Below are 19,522 nucleotides of genomic sequence, written 5' to 3'. Positions count from 1 at the left end.
GATCGAATACGTCTTTATCGGAATATTCCAACCGACGTTTGGAATACTCCGGCCGCGTCCGTCACAGCGGCGACAGCGGTCCCCCCGACGAACGCGTCCGGTCGACCCACCGCTCGGCGACGTACGCTTCCGCCCTCCGCAGTCGATAGGTGAGGGTGGAGCGCGGGACGCCGAGCAGGTCGGCGAGTTCTCCGGCGTCGACGTTCCGCGGCGTCTCGTAGTAGCCGTGTTCGATGGCCGCCCGAAGCGCCTCCGCCTGATCCGGGGGCAGGCTATCGCCGTCGCCGCCGGCGTCGGTCGTCGGCGACGAGGCGTCCGTCAACCGTCTGATCTCCAGTCCGGCGCAGCCCCCGACGGCGGCCGCCAGAGTGTCGAAGAACGCTCGAACCTCACCGTCGCCCGAATGGATGATCCGCCACGTGTAGCGCCATTCCTCGTGGCGCGTCTCGAAGAGGAGTCCGTCGCCGAGATGGTCGAGAGCGGCGTGCGGAACGGACGAACAGGTCGGCGCGCGCTCCCAGTACGAGTAGAGGACGAGCGTCTCGTCCGTGTGTTCGAGGACCTGCGTCGTCTGGGCGGCCCCGCAGTCCTCAGTCGTGAGGCAGTCCGCGTAGTAGTCGGCGGTGAGGAAGGCTTCCTCGATCTCCGCCAGCGCGTCCGGCGAACCCGCGGCGTGGTCGACGCGCCACAGGCTCTCGTCGGTCGCGTGGAGCGAGAGTGACCGGATTCGCGCGGCGGGGTGCTCCGCGAGCGTGTCGGCCACCGCGTTGCACCCGGGCTCGTAATCGAGAGCGAAGACGAGTTCGCGCATACGCCCCGGTAGCGTCCGTACCGATAAAACTGGTCGCCCCGCGCCGTCAACGGACGCGCTCAGCCGGGTACGACGCGAGTCACTCGTCGTCCCACCCGTCGGCCCGCTCCCGCCACCGCCGCTGTTGGCGCCGCTCGGTGATGTGTCGCTCGCCGTCGGCGAGCAGGTCGCGGACCTCGCTCTCGAAATCGGTCACGTCCGCGAGGAACCCCCGCCGGAACTCCTCGACGAGCTCGTACGTCCACCGGTCGTCAATCGCGCCCGAGGGGAGGTGCTTGTCCCGGAGTCGGTCGGCCAGCCCCCCGTGACCAGCCTCGCGAAGCTTCGATTCGGCGGCGTCCAGTTTGTCCATCCCGCGTCCTATCTGATGGTGATACTCGAGGAGCGCGCCGTATCCGCGGTGGACGTGTTCGAGCGCCAGCTGGAGGTCGTGGAGCGCCTCCCTTTCGGCCTCCGTCAAGTCGTCCTCAGCGGACATGCCCGCCTCCACCCCCTCGTCGAACGCGTTCGAGCGACGGTCCCCGACTGCTCGTACCGTTCGACACAGTGCGTACAGTCACAGCGGAAGAACGCTGGTGCACCGTCTAACCCTATCGCCAAATAGTGAGTCTTTTTATCAAGGGAAGAGCTGAGAGAGGATCTTTCGGATGACGATGCGGAGGTGCCGCGAGAGCGTCGACCGCGAGACGTCGAGCTTCGCGGCGATCGTCTCGGCGTCCGCGCCGTCGGGCTCGAAGTACCCCATCTCGATCGCCGTCTCGGCGACCTCCCGCTGCCGCTCGGTCAGGGTCAAGAGGTCGACCACGGCGGTCGTCGACTCGGCGTCCGCCTGCAGCTCGCGGGCGCGCTCGCTGCGAATGATCTGACGGAGGTCGAGGTCGAACCCCGCGTCGTTCAGTCGCTCGATCGTCCGCTGGAGCGCCGAGTACTCGCTCACCGCGAAGTGGAGCTGGAGCCACCCGCCGCGCCAGTGGAACCGGTATGGTTCGACGGGGAGAAACGAGAAGCCGTAGGCCAGACACCCGCCCCCGCCGTAGTTCTCGCAGGGCGGTGGGAGCCGACCGTCGACCCCCTGGTCCGCGACGATTGCGTCCGCGGTCTCGAACGCCGAAACGGGCCCCACCGTCGGGAGGCGACAGACCGCGTGGCCTCCGACCCACGCGATCTCCTCGACGGGGTAGTCGGCGAGCGGGTCCCCCCCGCCTCCGTTCGGCGGTTCGACCGCAATCTGCGGCGGGTGTCCGTCGCTCCGACCGGGCCGAAAGTCGCGGACGCGCCCGTCCTCGGAGAGTCGCCGAACGGGGCACTCCCGCCCCGGGCAAACGGCGATGCGCGCATAAAGCCCCGAACTATTCGTCGTCGGTTTCAAAGTCCCGTGTACGGTATCTCCCGCGAGGGTTAAAAACGTGCGACGCCCTACCGTCGCGCACCTCACACCACCGATGTCGTTCGAAGCGATGATCGACGCGATGCCGACCGCGGACGCGAAGCTGTGCGTGTACAATTACGGCGGCCCCGAAGCGGCGGTCGCCGACATCGCCTCGTATTTCGACGTCGATTCGAACGACGTTTCCCGGAAGCGAACGGCCGACAAACCGGACGGGACCGCGGTCGTCGCGGTCGACGGCGACCCGCTACTCGAGGCGCGCGTCACCGCGCTTCGGAGGGCGGTCCGAACCACCGCCGAGGTCCTCCGCAACGTCGATCCCGCCGAACCGCTGCCGTCCGACCTGCTGGCGTCCCTCAGCGGCGGGACGTTCGCGTCCCACGACAGGCGTCGGCTGCTCGTCGCCTCCCGACACATCGAGCGCCGGGTACACCGGGTCGGAGCCGGCGCGCTGCACGCCTCCTTCCAGCGCCTCTCCCGCCTCGCGAACGACCTTCCGACGCTCGCTTACTACAATCTCCTCGCGAGAGCCGGCGTCGACGTGTACGTGTACGGCGTCCCGGACGAGAGGCTCGAGAACGCCGACGAACTCACCGTCGTGGGCGTAGATAGCGGCGAGATCGCGTCGACCTGGATGGTCGCGTTCGACGGCGACGGGGACGACGACGAGAAAGCCGCGTTGCTCGCCCGAGAGGAGGCGTCGAACGACTGGCGGGGTTTCTGGACGTTCGATCCGGCGGCGGTCGACGGCGTGATCGAATACACGACGGCGACCTACGGCTGAGCCGGCGGTCGCTCGTCGGTCCGGGGCTGTCTCCGCCCAGTACTTAAAGACGGTCATAGTTCGCGCCAGGGTTGAACGTCGCGGAACGTCTCCGTTCAACGCGAGTGATCAGTCGTAGCCCGCGGGGCGAGCGCCGACGAAACGGGGACGCCGCACCTTCGACCGGCGGCGACGATTCGAGGATCGTCACGTCCGAAACGCCTCGGAGGGGCGGGCGGCGACCGCACCCTCTCTCGGATCTCGGACCAGGAGAACCAGAATGGTAGACGAAAATCAGATCGCCGCGAGCAAGGCGATACAGCGACGCACCGGACGGACGTTTCACCTGGCGACCCGCGTGCTCCCGAAGCGGGTGCGGTGGCCGACGTACGTGCTCTACGCGTTCTTCCGGCTGGCGGACGAGATCGTCGACGGAGCGGATCGAGCGCCGCCGGGACGCCAGCGCGAACAGCTCGAACGGCTACGGGCGGCGGCGCTCGGCGAGGTCGAAACCGACCACCCGGTGCTGTCGGCGTTTCGAGAGGTCCGCGAGGAGTACGGCGTCGCCGACGCCGACGTCGACGCGTTCGTCGACGCCATGGCGACCGACATCACGAAGGATCGGTACGCCACGCACGCGGAGTTGAAGGAGTACATGCGGGGCTCGTCGGTCGCCGTCGGGCGCATGATGACCGCGATCATGCGGCCGGACGACCCGGAGCGGGCGCTGCCCCACGCCGCGGCGCTGGGCGAGGCGTTCCAGCTGACGAACTTCCTGCGCGACGTCCGCGAGGACGTGGTCGAGCGCGACCGGATCTACCTCCCCGAACGCGCGCTCAGAAAGCACGGCGTGTCCTACGAGCAGATCGAGGAACTCTCGATGAGCGACGGCTTCGCTCGGCTGATCGATGAGGAGCTCGAGCGGACGGAGCACCGCTACCGCGAGGGGATCGCCGGCATCGAATATCTCCCCGAGGATTGCCAGTTCGCCGTGCTGCTCGCCGCCGTGCTCTACGTCGACCACCACCGACTCATCCGCGGGCACGATTTCGACGTGCTGACGAACGAGCCGACGCTGGGGACCGCCCGAAAAATCCGCTTGTTCGCGGAGACGCGCTGGCGCTGGTTCAGGACGAAGGACCCGAGTACGGTGTTCTACCGGGTCAACTCGGCACCGACGCTCACGCACCCCTCGGAGCGCGACCATCGCGAGGCACACGCTTACAACGGGTCGAACGACCACTCTGAGGTCAGAACTTGACATCCTCCCACGACTTTAGTCGTGGGATTCCCTCGAGTTGGGATATTATGGTTCGCGGTCCGTGACCTGGTCTCGCGGGGCGAAAACACCCTCACTACGGTCGAACAGGCGAACCGCTGGCTGTGCCAACCAGCCGTTATCCCTATCTCCCCCATCGCAGGCGAGATTTGGGAGTACCTTTCGTCTGATGTTTTCCGCACCGTTGCAGTCAGCGTTCCCGACGAACCCGCACTCGCAGACATACAACCCGCGTTCGACGCGCTGATGCTTGGCCGACCGACCGCACGCAGAACACGTTTTCGACGTATCCCGCTCGTATGTCGTGACGACTTCGATACCCTCGGCTTCGGCTTTATATGAGAGCATCTGTGTGAAGCGGTCAAACGCCCACCCGTGGAGGTCGAGATTGCCGTGGTCGCCCCAGTTGTGCGCGTCGCCGTTCTCATCCTCGCGGATACCAGTGAGGTCGCCCACGACAATCGTCCCGACACCACGCTCCACACACTCGGCAACGATATCCTTCGACAGCGTGTGCAAGAAGTGCGTCCGACGGTCGGTCCGCTTGTGGTCGAGACGGCGGGCTTCGCGTGAGGCCGAATCATCCGTCTCCGCGCGTTTCTTGGCGAAGTAATATTCATCCTCTTTGAGCGCCCCGCCGGGGTATAACATGGCTTCGTCACCGTAGGAGACGGTGGCGAAGTTGCAAATGCCGAGGTCGATGCCAGCCACACTGTCGCCCGGTGGGTCGGCAACGGCGACTTCGACGCGGCAGACGAAGTGCAACCGCCAAACGCCGTGTTCGTACACCGCACGAACTTGTTGGACGTTTTCGATGGTTCGACCGACCGGGCCGATAACGTCGTACTCGCAGAGGACGAAATCGCTCCAGCCGTCTTTGAGGTTTCGCCCTTTCGAAAGGCGAACGCGGTTGTTCGCTGTGTCATGCTTAAAGCCCGCTTGTTTGAACGTGACCGTCGAACGCGGGTGATCGTCGTTGTGTTTGCGATAGCCGGGCGGATTCGCATTCTTGTCCCCGTTTCCGCGCTTTTCGTACCAACTGGTGAACGCCTCACCGAGTTCTTGGAGAACTCGCTGACTCGACTGTGAATGGAGGTCGGCGTAGCGTTCGTGGTTCTTAAGGTACGCCATGAGCGCGTTCGCGTCGGGAATCTGACCGCAAGCGTCCCAGACACGTTGGGCTGTCCATCGGCCAACGTTCCAGAGCTTGCTGGCGTTCACGAGAGCTTCGCTCTCGTGCAGCCCATCAGAAATCGAAGATTTCTGAGGACGGCGAATCCAAGCGAATCGAGGCCGTCACGCACCTGCGAATAGTTGCAGATGCGGGCGCGGTAGGTGCGCGTGACGACCTGATTCGCCATGCGTAACCTATGTCACTGACTGTACTTAACACCGACCTATGCGGAGTGAAAGTGAACAGAGACGTGGAATATCCGGCCCTGCCATCGTCGGCGGTTGCGACCTACCGGTCGGATTCATCCCATGACTCAAGTCGTGGGCTTTCTCCTTGAATCTCTATAAGTCGGGCAGCGAGGGCAGGGCAGTTCATACACGTAGTTTATCTTTGTCTGTGGCGTAGGTCCATACCTAATGTCAATAAACATAACTTACATCCTGAAAGAAAGCGCGGGTAGAAGTATCGAACGGAACGGACTGTTACTCATGGGTATCTTCTTCGCTCTCTCGCTCGCAAACGGACTCCTCGGCCTCGGCGTCGCGCGATGGGCGGCAAGTCGAGAATTCGCACCGGCCGCCGTCCAAGCGAACCCGTTCCTCGTCGTCCCGCCGGTTGTGGCGGGGGTCATCTCGCTTGTCCTCGGGATTGCGAGTCTCGTGGTGAGCATCGCGGCGATCCGGGTGTTCGTAAGTCCGGAAACGGATCGACTCCCACGGGAGTACTTTACTCGAAACGTGCTCTGGGCTGCGCTGAACGTCGTTGTCGGCGGCATCATTTTCGGGATTATCGTCGCACTCGGGTTCGTTGCACTCATCATTCCCGGCATCTTCCTCCTCGTGAGCTTGGCGTTCTGGACGGTTTACGTGGCCGTCGAGGACCAGAACTTCGTCGAGGGATTCCGAAACAGCTGGGCGCTCACTCGCGGACGCCGCCTTCCTCTCCTGGGCCTCGGTGTCGCGGTGCTCCTCCTCGTGGCCATTATCAGCGCGGTGTTCAACGTCGGCTATCTCGGAGGTGACGTCGTCGGACTCGTCTTCGCCCAGCTCGGTGGCGCTATCACGACGGTGTTCTCGACGGCCGCGCTCGCCACGGCGTACAACCAGCTCACCGCTCTTCCGGAAACTGACGAGACGCCGACCGCCGGCGAAGAGCCCGTCTCCCCGCGAGACGCGCCGAAAGGCGCGTGAGCCCGGCGCGGCACCCGAAGCCGAGCCCCGCTCGCCGCTTCGGCGCGATAGCAAATCGTGCGATCCCGAGGGGGGATATCCCGTACGTACCATAATATAGCGCTCATAGAAAATTAAATGTACTATCGTAAACGACCACGGGTCGGGTGACCCGTGGCTTTTGTAATTCCCTCAGCCTATGTCGTAAGCACTCCACGCGAAGCGATTTCGCGGGATGAGGTTGGACGGTTTACTGAACGTCCCGACCCAGACAGGCTCACCTTCCGAACAAACGGTTGGGTTTTGCGAGTCCGGTAATTAACCGATTCAACGTCGATACCAGCGTGTTTCGCCCACGCTCGCCACGCCACATTCACACTCGCGTTCCGGTCAGCATGGTCTTGCTGAACTTCACACGAATCGTTCGTACAGCAGAACCGCCGTCCCTGACGGTAGCCACGGTGTCCACAGCACGAACACGACTTCGAGTTGTACGGCGACTCAACCGTCTCACACGGAGTCTGATTCCACGTTGCTTTGTAGCGAACCTGTTGCTCGAACTTGTGGAACGGTAGTTTGTGTAGACGGCGATTCATGTACGTGCCGTACTCGATGGCGTCTCGAATCCCACTCAAGTCCTCGAAAACGATAACTGGGTTCGAGAACTGTTGGGCAAACTCCACCACGACTCGGGAGAGTCGGTGAAGAATCCACTCGGTGTAACGTTCTTCTTTCTCTCCGAGTTGATGGTGGATGGAGTGTTGGCCGTGTTCTTGACAGCGTTTTGTGATGGTGTGGTAGCGTTGGCGTTCGGCTTTCACCGAGCCGTAATCCAGCACGAGTGTTCCGAGCGTGTCCATCGTCTCACGAGTAAGAGCGGTGAGTGCGATGTTGCGCTCGTTGATGTCCACGCCGATGAGCGTGTCGGCGTCTTCTGGTTCAGGCACTTCGACCTCTGTTTTGACCGTGACGTGTAGGTAGTACACGCCATCTCGGTACAGAAGTTCAGCCTGCCCCAACGACCACTCGTCCTCTGTCAGAGCCTTCTCAATCAACGCGAGGTCTTCCTGTCGTCCTCGTAGGTGTCCTTTCACCTTCTTGTACGGCTTCGGACTGACACGGAACTCTACCCGGTCGTCCTCGCTGTCGTAGGCGAGGCGGTAGCCTTCAGCGTGTGCCATAACAAGCGGATAAGTCCCGTTCTTGTCCGTGGCGGGTGGCGACGGCTTTCCGACGTTGGTGTCGTCTTGGTCGTGCCACCAGTTGAGGAGTTCTTTGTAGGAATCCCACGCTTGCAGGGCTTTCCCGACAACCGCGCACTTGTTGTTTCGAAGGAAATCATCGCGGTCAACTTCCTTCTGAATCTCAGTGCGTGAGTGTCCCTGTTGTTTGAGGCGGAGTGTGTCGTTGGCGATGTCTCGTGCGGTGAATCGGGCATCTTTGAGCCACGACCGCTCACCAGACTCAACACAAAGTCGAGTGCGTGCGGTCTTTGTGACTTCTTTGATACCCATACCTTGACTATCGTACCAAGTGATAATAAAAGTAAGGGTTAAGATGGGAGAGCACCGGGGTCGTGCATATTCGATTAGTTTGTGGAAGTATCACTTCGTCTGGTGTCCCAAGTATCGACACGGGGTGCTGGAGTTAGTTCGAGACGAACTTGCAGAGGTGTTCCAGGGGACTGCCGAACGGTTCGGTCACGAAATCGTGTCGATGGAGATTGCCAGCGACCACGTTCACTTGTTCGTGGAGGCCGACCCGAAATGGAGTCCTGCCGAGATAGCGAAACAATTCAAGGACTACTCGGGTCGAACAATTCTGAAACGTCACCCAGAAATCAAACAGCGGTACTTCTAGGGAAGCGGTCTGTGGAAGGACGGGTGCTACGTTGGTACAACAGGCGCGGTTTCCGAAGATGTGGTTCGTCGGTACATCGAGGAGACCGAACATTAGGCAAGCGTACGCGATTCACCCACGAGTCAGGTGACCTGTGGAACTCTCGCTGTTTCTTTAGAATCGCACCTAACGATGCAGTCCATCTTCGACACGACCCGGCGACGGTTCCTCCTCGGGGGTCTGACAGCGCTCGGAGCGACGACCGGTCTCGGAGACCGTAACGCGGGCTTCGGCGCTCGTTCGGACGGCCTCCGGGCGTGTTCGTTCAACATCCGCTACGACAACCCGGAGGACGAGTACCGCTGGGAGGAGCGACGGAGTCGCGTCGTCGAAACGGTCAGCACGCTCGATCCGGGACTCCTCGGGGTTCAGGAAGCGCAGCCGAACCAGTACGACTACCTCCGAGAGGCGCTCGACGACTACGAGTGGTACGGGGTCGGTCGCGAAGACGGCGACCGGGAGGGCGAGTTCGTCCCCCTCGCGTGGCGCACGGACCGGTTCGAAGCGCTCGAAACGGGCGCGTTCTGGCTCTCGGAAACTCCCGGCGAACCGAGCGTCGGCTGGGACGCCGAACTCCCGCGGGTCACGACGTGGGCGCGCCTGTCCGACCGCGAGACGGGGACGCGGCTGTGGTTCTGCAACACACACTTCTCTCACGTCGGCGAGCGGGCGCGCGTCGAGTCCGCGCGGCTCGTCCGGGAGCGCGCACGCGAGCGCGCGGCGGACGGGGAGGAAGTCGTCGTGACGGGCGACTTCAACTTGAAGCCGAGCGAGAAGCCGTATCAATTACTGACCGGGATGGCCGGCGACGCCGAGAGCCCGGTAGTAGACCCCCGCAGGGAGGCCGACACGCGCTCGGTGTACGGACCGTGGGGGACGTACCACGGCTTTACGCCCGAAATCGAGGACCGTATCGACTACATCTTCACCACGGAGAACGCCGACGTCGGCGAGTACCGTACCCTCGACGTTCGAGAGGGGGAGTATCGATCGGACCACCTCCCCGTCGTCGCGGACTTCGAACTCGCGCGACGCCCGCGGCTTCCCTGGAAGCGAGAGTAGGCGCGCTACCGCTTCTCTTCGAGTCCGATTTCGACGACGACTCGGACGCGAGAGTGAATGAGAGAGGTGCTCTCGTGCGCCCGTGTGACGCGCGTCTACCGACCGTCTGTCGGACGGTCTCGTACCCGCCGCAGAACTTCGATCGTGACCGCTCCGAGGCCGATGAGCAGCGCGCCGAGCGCGAGGACCCACGGACCGGTCGGTTCGTCGTTCGTCATGGTCCCTACTTGCCTCCGGAGACAGTTGAATCGAGCGTCCGTTCGCTCACCGCGCCGCGCACTCGACTCGAACGGAGCACGGACCCAACCGCCGCGCCGGTCGCGGTCCTCGCTTCCCGCGGGAGTTCGTACGTCGGTTCGAGCGGTAGGTGCGTCGAGAGCGCCGGCGGTCGCGTCGTCCGCTACGGGAACGGAAGCGGTCGATAGGTGTCGCTGATTATACTCGCACCCTCGGCGACCAACGTGCCGTTTTGATCGTTGGCGCTGCCGCCGGCGGGCCCGATCACCGCGATGAACTCGGGGTCGTCGTTCTCCTCGTCCTCGGCGGGTCCGATGGAGGTCGCGATCAACTCGATGTCGCTGAAGTCGACCGTGTCCGCGAGTTGTGGCGCCGATGATCGCATACGTTCTGTGTGCCGGTTTGATTCAAAAGTATTTCCTTCTCAAAAAGCGTAGGACTCCGGGATATTCGCGAATCGCGGTTTGTCCGCCCGACACCAAGGTAGTCGGTTGTTACCGAACAGTCGGAGCAAGATGTGACTGCTGGTGGCGGGTCGTGCTTCATAGCGCCCGCTGTCACCCCGACAGAGACGAAAAACAACAGTAGCAACCCTTGTGCATCAAGCCCAGCGATGCTTGGAGTGACCCGTTTTAATCGAGTCACTACCAATTGCTACCGAAAATAGGAACGGTTTTCGAAGCGTCACGTTAGCGAACCCCAACCGGAAAATCCCTCACTCACCGTCAGGCGGTTAACGGACGATGCACTAATTCCCGTCGATGGCTACACCCCACGCCAGCGCCGACGAGCGCGACGCAGCGCACGACGAGACGTTCCCGGAGGCGATCGACGCAATCCGAACCCGACGGTCGGGGCACAATTTCGATCCCGACGAGCGCATCGACGACGAGACGCTCGAAGCGCTCGTTCGCGACGCGGCGCTCGCCCCCTCTTCGTACAACCTCCAGCCCTGGGAGTTCGTGGCCGTGCAGGACGAAGACCGCCTCGCGCGGGTGGTCGAACTGGCCTACGGCCAAGAGCACGTCCGCGAGGCCGGGACCGCGATTCTGGTGGTCGGCCACACCGAGGCCAAGACCGCGGACCGCGTGTTCGAAGAGTGGATCGAGGCGGGTCGAATGGACGAGGCGTCCGCCGAGCAGACCAAGGCCCAGTCGGTCGAGATGTACGAAGACGAGCGGTTCGGTCGGGACTACGCCGTCCGAAACGCCAGCCTCGCCGCGCAGAGCCTCCTGCTCTCGGCTCACGCCCGCGGGCTGAAGGCGACGCCGATGATCGGCTTCGACGCCGAAGGGATGGCCGAGTTCCTCGGACTACCCGACGACGAGATCCCGGTGATGCTGATCGCCGTCGGTCCGAGCGGCGGGCCGGAGCCCGAACGACTTCCCCGCCGGTCCGTCGACGAGGTCCTCCACCGCGAATCGTACTAGCGACCGCCCTCGGCGATAATTCAAGTATTTTACGGAAACGTTTAATTCATCTCTACTGGATTGATCAGACGTAATGGTTGAAGCGAATGTCGTTCAGATCCTCATGGACCTGCTCCGCGATCAGGGACTGTCGGTTGGCGAAGCGATTCAACACCTTCGGGAGTTAGGAATCGACGTGCGCGATATCCAGACGCTGCTGCACCGGTACGACCTTTCCGTGGGAGAGGTCATCCAACTCCTCCGGCGGGGCTAGAACCGGCCGCTCGGCCGTCGTCCACTCGTCAGTCCGCGTCCCGACGTTCGACGATGCGCGAGTCTCGCGGGCGACCCGCCGAAACCGGACGACGGACGGTGGATCAACCGGCGGGCGAATTCACTATCGCGGTGACGCAGGCGGGAGAGCCGTCCGAGTCGAACCGCTGCCGGTCAGGTCCGACCGTCGGTGCGGTTGACGTGTCGGACGTCGAAATCGGCGTCGGCGACCGATCGGATGATGGCTTCGGCCTGCTCGGCGCCGCTCGTCTCGATCTGGAACGTCAGGTACGCCTCGCCCACGTCGAGTTCCTCCACCGCGCGGTCGTGTCTGACCGTCTGGATGTTCGCTCCGTGCGCCGCGATGATCCCGGAGAGCGTCTCCATCTTGCCGGGCCGGTCGTCGATGCGCACGCGGAGGCGGAGGATCTGCTTGCGGTCGGTAAGCGCGTGAATCAGGACGGTCTGGAGCATCGTCATGTCGAGGTTGCCCCCGCAGAGGAGCGGCATCACCGTCTCGCCCTCCACGTCCAGGTCGCCCAGGATCGCGGCCACCGACGCCGCGCCGGCCCCCTCGACGACCTGTTTGGCGCGTTCGAGCAGCACGAGGACGCTCCGGGCGATCTCCTGATCGGAGACCGTGACGACCTCGTCGACGTGTCGCTCGATGAGCGACAGCGTCAGCTCCGATGTCCCGCCGGTCGCGATCCCGTCGGCGATCGTGTCGACGTCGTCCAGTGTCTTCGGGAACCCCTTGTCGAGACTGTCCGGCACCGTCGCCGCGCCTTCGGCCTGGACACCAACGATGCGCGTTTCCGGCGACAGTTCCGCGAACGCGGTAGCGATGCCGCCGATCAGGCCGCCGCCGCCGATGGGGATGACGACCGTTTCGACCGCCGGCAGGTCCTCGTACATCTCGACGCCGAGGGTCCCCTGTCCGGCGATGATCGCGGGGTCGTCGTAGGCGTGGACGAACTCGACGCCCGGCTCGTCGGCCAGCTCCCGCGCGTGGGCCATCGCGCCGCGGAAGTCCCGCCCCACGAGTTCGACGTCCGCGCCGTACCCGCGGGTCGCGTCGATCTTGGTCTGTGGGGCGGTCTTGGGCATGACGACCGTCGAGTCGATCCCCAGCCTCGTCGCCGCGAGCGCGACGCCCTGGGCGTGATTGCCCGCGCTCGCGGCGACGACCCGGTCCGCCTCGCCCGCCTCGGCGCACTGTTTGATCCGGTTGTACGCGCCGCGCGTCTTGAACGAGCCCGTCCACTGGAGGTGCTCCATCTTGAGGTACACGCCCGCGGCCCCGGTCATCGATTCGAGGGACGTGCTCCGCTCGACCGGGGTGCGCTTGACGACGGTGTCGTCGTCGAGCCGATCGCGCGCCCGCTCGATGTCGTCGAAGGTGACCGTCTCGGTTCGCCTTCCGGTCATGGCCTCGGATCGCGCCCGATCCCCTTCGGTCTGTCGGGTACTCCGAAACTGGAGCGAGGAGAGCCCGTTCGACCTCCTGCCGACCCGCCCGAACCGCTACGCGGTCGGTTCCCGGTTCGGCGCAGGGAGGTCACCCGAAGCGCTCCAGTCGGAATCGCTCTATCGGGTGGTCGGTTTCGCCGACGACCGCGAGGTCGGCGAGGATTTCGCCGACGACGCTGGCGAACTTGAACCCGTGGCCGGAGAAGCCGGCGCCGACGGCGACCTGCGGGTGATCCGGGAGGGTGTCCAGGACGAAGTCGTTGTCCGGCGTGTTGGTGAACGTGCAGGTGGCGAGTCGCATCGTCGGGCCGGCCCCGTCGGGGAAGTACCGTTCGGCGAATCGTCGCAGCAGGCGCTCGTCCTCGGCGTCGGGCTCGCGGTTCCAGCTTTCAGGATCGACCGTCTCCTCGCGGTGGTGGTACTTTCCGAGCTTGAACCCCGGCACGTCGTACACGGGGAAGCCGTAAAACCGCCCCTCGGGGACGCGAAAGTTCCACACAGGGAAGCTTTCGGGCGCGAAACGGTCCGGCGCCGTCGGCTGGAGCCAGGCGAGCACCTGCCGCTCCGGGACCGCGATCCCCGACAGTTCGTCGACGAACTCGGCGGTCCACGCGCCCGTAGCGATTACCATGCCGTCGGCCCCGTACTCCCCCTTGTCGGTTCGGACGCAGACGCCCCCGTCGGCGGTCGCCTCCCAGTCGACGACCCGTTCGCGGGCGCGCACCTCCGCCCCCTCGGCGTGCGCGGCCTCGACGTGGGCGACGATGCACTGCTCCGGGACGAGGAAGCCGCCGTCCGGCTGGTAGAGGGCGACGTACTCGTCGGGCAGCCGGTAGCCGGGGAAGCGCTCGGTCAGCTCCCCGCTCGTCAGCACCTCGTGGGGGATGTCGTACTCCTCGCAGGAACGTCGAGAGCCCGAGAACACGTCGCTGTCCGGCGGTCCGGCGTCGATCGAACCCGTCCTGTGTAGCAGATCCCGCCCTGTCCGGGCTTCCAGTTCGTCCCAGAGGTCGTAGGCCCGCTCGATGAGCGGGATGTAGGACGGGTGTTCGTAGTAGGCCCGCCGGATGATCCGCGTGACGCCGTGCGAGGATCCCATCGCGTTGGGGACGTCGTACCGTTCCAACCCGAGTACGTCCAGTCCGCGGCGTGCGAGGTGGTAGGTCGCCGCGCTACCCATCCCGCCGACGCCGAGGACGACGACGTCGTACCGCCCGTCGGTCGAGCTCATACGCGATCGATTCGAAAGGATCGGTTATGACGATTCGGGTCAACTCTCCCGGCGTAAACGCCAGGGATCCCTGCTCGAACGAGGCGGGACGCGGACGGTATCCGGTCGATCGGCGGAAGAGGAGTTCTCCTCCCGACGAGGGGGTCGTCGGATTCCGCGGCGTCCGAAGCGTCGATTCACCGGCGCGAGGAGTCGAGTGAGGATAGTTCACACCGTTTACGTTCACGAACTAACGAACGAGGTACCTTTCCGCGCCCCGGCGCGTGCTCGGGATATCCCGAAAACAGTCCATCAGATGGGAAGAAAACGGTCGGAAACCGTCTCCTGACTTTTTGTCGACGCGGACCCCCCCGTCGAACGGGAAGGACTCACAACCCCTTTCCACGCCGGGTTCCGAAAGAGAGGCACCCGAACGGAACGCCGTCTGTCATCCACTATCCGGCCGGATCCTCCCCCGCGGGGATCTCGGCCGCCGCGCCACCGTGGGGCGGAGTGCGCGCCGCACCTGTGTGCGCTCCGTCTCGTTTCTCCGGCGGTCAGCGATTCGCGACGTACCGGGCGGCGAGAGCGATCGGAACGAGCGGTATCGCCGTCGCCGTGACCACGAGGAGCACGAGGACGACGGCCTTGGTCAGGGGACCAGATTCGTCCCAGACCGCTCTCGTCACGTCGTCGATGCTCCGCGCGATGCGTTTGATTCGGCTTGCCATTTTGTGTCACCCCCGTTTCGGGCGCCCGTCCTCCGTTGGGCGCCCTCCGGCTTGACGGCTTTGGCGGCGCGCATTCGAACCTGCGACCGCGGCACGCCGTCTGAGCGAACCGAAACCTACTCGACGCGCTAGACGTGCTCAGCATCCCGGTCGGACCCGATTTCAGCTTCCGTTTCGGTCGCCGGGTTTTCCAGCCCGAGGTATCGCCAGCGGAGATAGAGGTAGTAGGCACCGAGGACGCCCACCCCGATCGGAACCCAGAGCAATCGCTCGTGTCTCCCGTCGGGGTCCCAGACGTGGCGCGTGCTCCGACGGTCGAGATACACGGCGAGCGCGTTCGCGGGCCAGACGACCACGCCGATGGCGAGCGCGGTGAAGAGCGCCTGCTCCGAGCCGGCGAGGAGGGCGACGAGGACGCCGCCGAGCATCGCGAGCGAGAGGAGGCTCGGCCAGACGATCCACTGCCACTTTCCGGCGGGGAGCGTCCTTCGGAGCGCGCGACCGATCACTCCCCGGATCGTCCGCGCCTCCGCCGCGTGCGGATACACGTCCAGCCCCGCGCCGTCGGGGATCTCGACCGCGCGCGGGTCGGGTGCGTACCGCTTGAGGAGGTGATACGCGTCGAAGTCGTGGACGAGTCGAGCGAGGTGCTCCCCGTCGACGAGCTTGACGTTCAGCCTGTCGGCCGTCACCGTCGCCCGCCGCGTGAACGTGCTCGGCGTGACGACGACCGTGAGGTCGGCGCCGTCGACGACGCCCATGTCGCGCATCGCGTGGTACCGTTGGACGACGGGCGCGCCCACCGGATCGTCGTCGCCGCGTCGGATCGTGCCCACGAGGGCCGTCTCCGGAAGCGGGTACGAGCGCGTCGCGACGACGTCGATCACCCAGTCCCGCGAGGCCTGAGAAACCTCCGTCTGCCAGCCCATCCGGTGCCAGAGGTCGCCGACGAAGCGCTCGAAGCTGTCGCCGTCCATCCGCCTGAGCTGACGGACGATGTCGTCGGTCGCGGCGTATCCTGTCCGAACCTCGGAACTCATAGTCACTCCGTGGAAAACACGCTATGACGTCGACCGGTATAGCTCCGTCTACTCGCCGCCGACCCGGTTTCGACCCGTCGGTCGATCAGGTGACGCGAACCCGATCGTGCACCGTGTAGATGTAGCCTCGCCTGGAGAGAACCGTCAGGAGTCTCGCCGCCGTCCGCTCGTCGAACGCGTCTTCGAGAACGGCCTGCGCCTGCGCGGTCCGAAGTTCGCCGCCGGCCGCCTCGACGTGCGGTTCGAGCAGCTCGAGCGCCTCCCTCGCGTCGGTCGGAATGGGGGTCCGTGGCAACATACGGCGTAGCTCGACCGGGTGCGTAATGAGCGTCCGGGTGAATTTCACCGCCTGAGAACGCTTTTCGACGGCGTGGGGATAGCAGAAGTAATTGCACGACGTTCGAAGGATTCGGGTTGCGACGCTTTCGGTTCGGCAGCGAGCGTGTGAACCAGAGCCGTTGCCCGCATCGATCGCCGACGAGCCGCTACCTCCGCCCCGATACCGGCTTGATCGGATCCGCTGCGATTCTTTCGGACGGGGCGTCCGTCGAATGGCCGGCGTTCGGCCGTCGGATAGTCCGCGACGGCGCACCGAACGATCCGTCTGGACGTCGATTCGGAGACCGTCGGTCGATCGATCGAACTCGGGTTTCGGTCGGTGGTTCCAACGAATTACGTCACCAGGGAGTCAGCGCGTCGCGGTGAGCTCCAGTACGCGGAGGCGGCGCTCACTTTCCCGTTCGTCCCCGGCGAAGGAGCGATCGGACTGATCGCTCAGATCGAGATCTCGTCGGTGAACGTCTGGGATTCGGTCTCGGACTCGACGGTCGTATCGAGCGTGAGTCCGCCGGCGGATCGTATCTTTTCTCCCTCGCTCACGGTAAAACTCGACCGCATCGAAAACCGCTCCGTCGCCCCGGCGTCGAGCCGATCGAATCGCTTCGCCTCCCGATCGAGCTCTTCGCCGTCCACCTCCGCTCGCATGGTCACGACGACGTCGCGGGCGTCCTCGGACCCGGTGTTGGTCAGGGTGACCGGAACTACCCGACACGTCGACCCGCACGATCTCGGCTCACCGGTTTCGAGGTCGAACTCGACGCCTTCGGCGGCGTCGGTCGGCGAGTCTCCCGTCGGGGGAGCGTCCTCGTTCTCGGCGCGAGCCGATTCGCCGGAATCCGTCGTCGTGGTGCCCCCGGAGGACGCGTCCGTCGCGGCGGTTTCGGGAGGAGTTGTCGACGCCGTCTCCGAGACGGTCGAGTTCGACGCCCCCTCGTCGGTCGTCGGGTCCCCGGTCCGGTCGTTCTCGGCACTCGCGCCTTCCTGATCGCTACACCCGGAAAGAAGGCCGAGGCTCACCGCGAATCCGGCGAGTAAATCGCGTCTTCGCATGCGTTGATTCCCCCATCAAATCGCGGGTACAAAACCGTGGTGGCGGTCGACCGCACGGATTCGTCGTTCGAACTTCGACCGGGCGGAGGGTCGGCCGTGCGGAGTACCAAAGAGTGACCCAAGGAGCGGCCTCGAAGGACCAGCTACGGAACCCGGTCGAGGAATCGCGTCGGACCGGTCCCCGCGCCTCAGGGCTCGAACAGTTTCGCGGCGGTGTAGCCGACGAACGCGCCGGCGACGGCCGCTTCGAGCGCGAAGTGGGCGAGGTCGCGACGTCGGACGATGACGTACTCGGCGCTGGATTCGGAGATGTCGCCGCGGAGCGGACGTACGTTACCCATGCGGGTCTATCTTGGACACGACACGAAAATTGTTTCGCCGGGAGTTTATTTGGAATGCTGAAACGTACGGCGCGACGGAGCTGCCCCCTCCGCTTCGGCCGAGCGGCCGGAGGCCGCGAGACAGAGTTCGGTCGGCGCGAGAGTTCGACCGCGTCGACGCAGCTGAGGCGGTTCGTAGCGAGTCACGCGTCCTCCAGCGCCGCGGTCGCCGTGAGGATCGCTTCGGTCTTCTCCCGCGGGACGGACAGCCCAATCTCCTTCGTGCGGCCGTACCGGCCCTTGCTGACAACCGCGGCGTTGACGACGCCGAGCATGTCGAGTTCGCCGATGAGATCCGTGACCCGCCGCTGCGTGAGAACGGTCTGTCCGACGGAGGTGCACAGGCGCTCGTAGGCGTTGAACACCTCGCCTGTGCTCACCTTCCGCTCTTCCCGCCGGACGAGTCTGATGATGGCGAGCAGTACCAGCTTCGATTGGGTCGGGAGCGTCCGCACCGTCTCGTCGATGCGGTCGAACTCTATTTTCTTCTGCGCTCGACGGACGTGCGCCTGACTCACCGTCGCGTCCTTCGAGCGTTCGGTGAGTTCGCCGGCGGTTCGGAGGAGGTCGAGCGCCCGACGGGCGTCGCCGTGTTCCTGCGCGGCGAACGCCGCACAGAGCGGAATGACGCCCTCGTCGAGGGCGTCCCGTTTGAACGCCACCTCGGCGCGCTGTTCGAGGATGTCCTGCAGCTGGTCGGCGTCGTAGGGCGGGAAGACGATCTCCTCCTCGCCGAGGCTCGATCTGACCCGCGGATCGAGGAAGTCGGTGAACGTGAGGTCGTTGCTGATCCCGATGATCGACACGCAGGAGTTCTCCAGGTCGGAGTTCATCCGGGAGAGGTTGTACAGGGTGTCGTCGCCGCTTTTCTCCACCAGCTTGTCGATCTCGTCGAGAACGATGACGACGACGCGGCGGAAGCGATCGACGGCCTCGAAGAACTCGTGGTAGACGCGGTCGGTCGGCCACCCCGTCATCGGTACCGTCTCGAGATCACGACGCTCTCGATCCAGTTCGTCGATCCGGTCGTCGATCTCCGCCGCGGAATCGAATTCGGTCTCGGCGAGCGTCGACGGATCCGCCCGCGCTCTGTCCAAAAGCGCCTCCAGTTCCGTGATTCGAACCCCGAGTCGACGGCGATTGTCGTCGATGAACTCGTTCGCCAACCGCGCGAGCACCCGGTACCTGGTGTCCGTTACCTCGCAGTTGATGTACTGGACCTCGCACGAGACGCCGTCGTTCGTCGGCGAGCGCTGCAGTTCCTGGCTGACGTACCGGGCGCTCGCGGTCTTCCCCGTCCCGGTCTTTCCGTAGATGAGGATGTTCGAGGGCGTCTCCCCGCGGAGCGCCGAAACGAGGATCGTCGCGATCGAACTGATCTGCGCGGATCGGTGCGGGAGCCTCGCCGGCGTGTACGACGGTCGGAGCACCTCCTTCTGCGAGAAGATCTGTTTTTCCCGGAGGAAGGGGTCGAACAACCCGGTTCCGGCGGCGGACTCCGCCGTCCCGTCGGTCGAGGACCCCTCGCGCCGGTCGACCGTCGTCTCTTCAGGATCAGCCCTCGGCGCGCCCGCGAAGCCGGTTCTCCGCTCCCGCTCCGACCGCCGGCGCTCGCTCTCCGAGGAATCGCGCGATTCGGACTCCGCGACGCGGGTCGTCCCCCGCGGTGTATCTTCCTCTGACATGGCTGCTCCAGCGACCTGCCGCGAGATTAGTCAGCTACGCCTCTCCGAGCCGGGTCGGTTCCCGTCGATTCGGCTCTCCGACCTCGGCTTCCGTCCGAAGAGTCGGCTCGCGCGCGGTCTGGGCTCCGAAAGCGCGGCGGGAACGATCCCGGCC

At 64.7% G+C, this 19,522-nt stretch carries 20 protein-coding genes and 2 pseudogenes; 7 read left to right on the top strand and 15 right to left on the bottom strand.

Going from position 1 to position 19,522, the window contains the following annotated elements:
- Positions 1 to 61: 61 nt before the first annotated feature.
- The 3 genes from CNO20_RS14865 to CNO20_RS23870 all read right to left on the bottom strand — a co-directional run bounded on the left by CNO20_RS14865 (position 62) and on the right by CNO20_RS23870 (position 2,180).
- Positions 62 to 811: a helix-turn-helix domain-containing protein gene (locus CNO20_RS14865; protein WP_101296918.1), complete on the bottom strand. Its 750-nt coding sequence runs from the start codon at positions 809 to 811 to the stop codon at positions 62 to 64.
- Positions 812 to 890: 79 nt separating this feature from the next.
- Positions 891 to 1,289 carry a hypothetical protein gene (locus CNO20_RS14860; RefSeq protein ID WP_101296917.1) on the bottom strand — a complete coding sequence of 133 codons (399 nt, stop codon included), beginning with the start codon at positions 1,287 to 1,289 and terminating at the stop codon, positions 891 to 893.
- A gap of 138 nt (positions 1,290 to 1,427) precedes the next feature.
- Positions 1,428 to 2,180: a helix-turn-helix domain-containing protein gene (locus tag CNO20_RS23870; RefSeq protein WP_101296916.1), complete on the bottom strand. Its 753-nt coding sequence runs from the start codon at positions 2,178 to 2,180 to the stop codon at positions 1,428 to 1,430.
- A 37-nt stretch (positions 2,181 to 2,217) separates the two neighbouring features.
- Between CNO20_RS23870 and CNO20_RS14850 the strand changes: the two genes are divergently transcribed.
- The gene (locus CNO20_RS14850; RefSeq protein WP_143423233.1) at positions 2,218 to 2,982 is read left to right on the top strand and encodes a DICT sensory domain-containing protein; all 765 of its coding nucleotides are present in this window, start codon (positions 2,218 to 2,220) and stop codon (positions 2,980 to 2,982) included.
- 259 nt (positions 2,983 to 3,241) lie between these two features.
- Positions 3,242 to 4,222: a phytoene/squalene synthase family protein gene (locus CNO20_RS14845; RefSeq protein WP_101296914.1), complete on the top strand. Its 981-nt coding sequence runs from the start codon at positions 3,242 to 3,244 to the stop codon at positions 4,220 to 4,222.
- A 45-nt stretch (positions 4,223 to 4,267) separates the two neighbouring features.
- On the opposite strand, the pseudogene CNO20_RS14840 reads toward CNO20_RS14845, so the two are convergent.
- A pseudogene (locus CNO20_RS14840) lies at positions 4,268 to 5,601 on the bottom strand (RNA-guided endonuclease InsQ/TnpB family protein).
- A gap of 229 nt (positions 5,602 to 5,830) precedes the next feature.
- On the opposite strand from CNO20_RS14840, the gene CNO20_RS14835 reads away from it, so the two are divergent.
- On the top strand, positions 5,831 to 6,604 hold the full coding sequence (locus CNO20_RS14835) for a DUF7847 domain-containing protein (RefSeq protein WP_199174863.1): 774 nt from the start codon (positions 5,831 to 5,833) through the stop codon (positions 6,602 to 6,604).
- Positions 6,605 to 6,780: 176 nt separating this feature from the next.
- Here the strand turns inward: CNO20_RS14835 and CNO20_RS14830 are convergent, their stop codons facing one another.
- Complete coding sequence (locus CNO20_RS14830) at positions 6,781 to 8,097, bottom strand: RNA-guided endonuclease TnpB family protein (RefSeq protein WP_101296911.1); 1,317 nt, start codon at positions 8,095 to 8,097, stop codon at positions 6,781 to 6,783.
- 43 nt (positions 8,098 to 8,140) lie between these two features.
- On the opposite strand from CNO20_RS14830, the pseudogene tnpA reads away from it, so the two are divergent.
- A pseudogene (gene tnpA, locus CNO20_RS14825) lies at positions 8,141 to 8,539 on the top strand (IS200/IS605 family transposase).
- 75 nt (positions 8,540 to 8,614) lie between these two features.
- Complete coding sequence (locus CNO20_RS14820; RefSeq protein WP_199174862.1) at positions 8,615 to 9,544, top strand: endonuclease/exonuclease/phosphatase family protein; 930 nt, start codon at positions 8,615 to 8,617, stop codon at positions 9,542 to 9,544.
- Between the two features lie 95 nt (positions 9,545 to 9,639).
- On the opposite strand, the gene CNO20_RS24120 is transcribed toward CNO20_RS14820, so the two are convergent.
- Together CNO20_RS24120 and CNO20_RS14815 are read right to left on the bottom strand one after the other, a co-directional pair.
- Positions 9,640 to 9,762, bottom strand: coding sequence for a hypothetical protein (locus CNO20_RS24120; RefSeq protein WP_269844148.1), 123 nt, complete (start codon positions 9,760 to 9,762; stop codon positions 9,640 to 9,642).
- A gap of 182 nt (positions 9,763 to 9,944) precedes the next feature.
- Positions 9,945 to 10,166: an NUDIX hydrolase gene (locus CNO20_RS14815; protein WP_101296910.1), complete on the bottom strand. Its 222-nt coding sequence runs from the start codon at positions 10,164 to 10,166 to the stop codon at positions 9,945 to 9,947.
- Between the two features lie 376 nt (positions 10,167 to 10,542).
- Here CNO20_RS14815 and CNO20_RS14810 point away from each other — a divergent pair, with 376 nt between their 5' ends.
- Entirely contained in the window at positions 10,543 to 11,211 is a 669-nt protein-coding gene (locus CNO20_RS14810; protein WP_101296909.1) for a nitroreductase family protein, read from the top strand.
- 73 nt (positions 11,212 to 11,284) lie between these two features.
- Positions 11,285 to 11,464: a hypothetical protein gene (locus tag CNO20_RS14805; RefSeq protein ID WP_101296908.1), complete on the top strand. Its 180-nt coding sequence runs from the start codon at positions 11,285 to 11,287 to the stop codon at positions 11,462 to 11,464.
- Between the two features lie 173 nt (positions 11,465 to 11,637).
- Here the strand turns inward: CNO20_RS14805 and ilvA are convergent, their stop codons facing one another.
- The 8 genes from ilvA to CNO20_RS14775 all read right to left on the bottom strand — a co-directional run bounded on the left by ilvA (position 11,638) and on the right by CNO20_RS14775 (position 19,368).
- Positions 11,638 to 12,891 carry a threonine ammonia-lyase gene (gene ilvA / locus CNO20_RS14800; protein WP_101296907.1) on the bottom strand — a complete coding sequence of 418 codons (1,254 nt, stop codon included), beginning with the start codon at positions 12,889 to 12,891 and terminating at the stop codon, positions 11,638 to 11,640.
- Positions 12,892 to 13,021: 130 nt separating this feature from the next.
- Complete coding sequence (solA, locus tag CNO20_RS14795) at positions 13,022 to 14,164, bottom strand: N-methyl-L-tryptophan oxidase (protein ID WP_101296906.1); 1,143 nt, start codon at positions 14,162 to 14,164, stop codon at positions 13,022 to 13,024.
- Between the two features lie 536 nt (positions 14,165 to 14,700).
- Entirely contained in the window at positions 14,701 to 14,874 is a 174-nt protein-coding gene (locus CNO20_RS23430; RefSeq protein WP_199174861.1) for a hypothetical protein, read from the bottom strand.
- A 128-nt stretch (positions 14,875 to 15,002) separates the two neighbouring features.
- Positions 15,003 to 15,914, bottom strand: a complete 912-nt coding sequence (locus CNO20_RS14790) for a restriction endonuclease (protein WP_101296905.1) — start codon at positions 15,912 to 15,914, stop codon at positions 15,003 to 15,005.
- Positions 15,915 to 15,999: 85 nt separating this feature from the next.
- Positions 16,000 to 16,212: a hypothetical protein gene (locus CNO20_RS14785; protein ID WP_101296904.1), complete on the bottom strand. Its 213-nt coding sequence runs from the start codon at positions 16,210 to 16,212 to the stop codon at positions 16,000 to 16,002.
- Positions 16,213 to 16,688: 476 nt separating this feature from the next.
- Complete coding sequence (locus CNO20_RS14780) at positions 16,689 to 17,303, bottom strand: hypothetical protein (protein WP_101296903.1); 615 nt, start codon at positions 17,301 to 17,303, stop codon at positions 16,689 to 16,691.
- Positions 17,304 to 17,491: 188 nt separating this feature from the next.
- Positions 17,492 to 17,644, bottom strand: a complete 153-nt coding sequence (locus CNO20_RS23060) for a hypothetical protein (protein ID WP_158237423.1) — start codon at positions 17,642 to 17,644, stop codon at positions 17,492 to 17,494.
- 182 nt (positions 17,645 to 17,826) lie between these two features.
- Positions 17,827 to 19,368 carry a Cdc6/Cdc18 family protein gene (locus tag CNO20_RS14775; protein WP_101296901.1) on the bottom strand — a complete coding sequence of 514 codons (1,542 nt, stop codon included), beginning with the start codon at positions 19,366 to 19,368 and terminating at the stop codon, positions 17,827 to 17,829.
- Positions 19,369 to 19,522: the final 154 nt, after the last annotated feature.

The organism is Halegenticoccus soli (genome assembly GCF_002844195.1).
Lineage (GTDB): Archaea > Halobacteriota > Halobacteria > Halobacteriales > Haloferacaceae > Halegenticoccus > Halegenticoccus soli.
This window is presented reverse-complemented; position numbering and strand designations above follow the sequence as displayed.

Coding starts and splice junctions, on each gene's coding strand:
- CNO20_RS14775 (WP_101296901.1), bottom strand. CDS start 19,368: ATGTCAGAGGAAGATACACCGCGGGGGACGACCCGCGTCGCGGAGTCC.
- CNO20_RS14845 (WP_101296914.1), top strand. CDS start 3,242: ATGGTAGACGAAAATCAGATCGCCGCGAGCAAGGCGATACAGCGACGC.
- CNO20_RS14785 (WP_101296904.1), bottom strand. CDS start 16,212: ATGTTGCCACGGACCCCCATTCCGACCGACGCGAGGGAGGCGCTCGAG.
- CNO20_RS14810 (WP_101296909.1), top strand. CDS start 10,543: ATGGCTACACCCCACGCCAGCGCCGACGAGCGCGACGCAGCGCACGAC.
- CNO20_RS14815 (WP_101296910.1), bottom strand. CDS start 10,166: ATGCGATCATCGGCGCCACAACTCGCGGACACGGTCGACTTCAGCGAC.
- solA (WP_101296906.1), bottom strand. CDS start 14,164: ATGAGCTCGACCGACGGGCGGTACGACGTCGTCGTCCTCGGCGTCGGC.
- CNO20_RS14835 (WP_199174863.1), top strand. CDS start 5,831: ATGTCAATAAACATAACTTACATCCTGAAAGAAAGCGCGGGTAGAAGT.
- CNO20_RS24120 (WP_269844148.1), bottom strand. CDS start 9,762: ATGACGAACGACGAACCGACCGGTCCGTGGGTCCTCGCGCTCGGCGCG.
- CNO20_RS14865 (WP_101296918.1), bottom strand. CDS start 811: ATGCGCGAACTCGTCTTCGCTCTCGATTACGAGCCCGGGTGCAACGCG.
- ilvA (WP_101296907.1), bottom strand. CDS start 12,891: ATGACCGGAAGGCGAACCGAGACGGTCACCTTCGACGACATCGAGCGG.
- CNO20_RS14820 (WP_199174862.1), top strand. CDS start 8,615: ATGCAGTCCATCTTCGACACGACCCGGCGACGGTTCCTCCTCGGGGGT.
- CNO20_RS23430 (WP_199174861.1), bottom strand. CDS start 14,874: ATGGCAAGCCGAATCAAACGCATCGCGCGGAGCATCGACGACGTGACG.
- CNO20_RS14860 (WP_101296917.1), bottom strand. CDS start 1,289: ATGTCCGCTGAGGACGACTTGACGGAGGCCGAAAGGGAGGCGCTCCAC.
- CNO20_RS14805 (WP_101296908.1), top strand. CDS start 11,285: ATGGTTGAAGCGAATGTCGTTCAGATCCTCATGGACCTGCTCCGCGAT.
- CNO20_RS23060 (WP_158237423.1), bottom strand. CDS start 17,644: ATGGGTAACGTACGTCCGCTCCGCGGCGACATCTCCGAATCCAGCGCC.
- CNO20_RS14790 (WP_101296905.1), bottom strand. CDS start 15,914: ATGAGTTCCGAGGTTCGGACAGGATACGCCGCGACCGACGACATCGTC.
- CNO20_RS14780 (WP_101296903.1), bottom strand. CDS start 17,303: ATGCGAAGACGCGATTTACTCGCCGGATTCGCGGTGAGCCTCGGCCTT.
- CNO20_RS14830 (WP_101296911.1), bottom strand. CDS start 8,097: ATGGGTATCAAAGAAGTCACAAAGACCGCACGCACTCGACTTTGTGTT.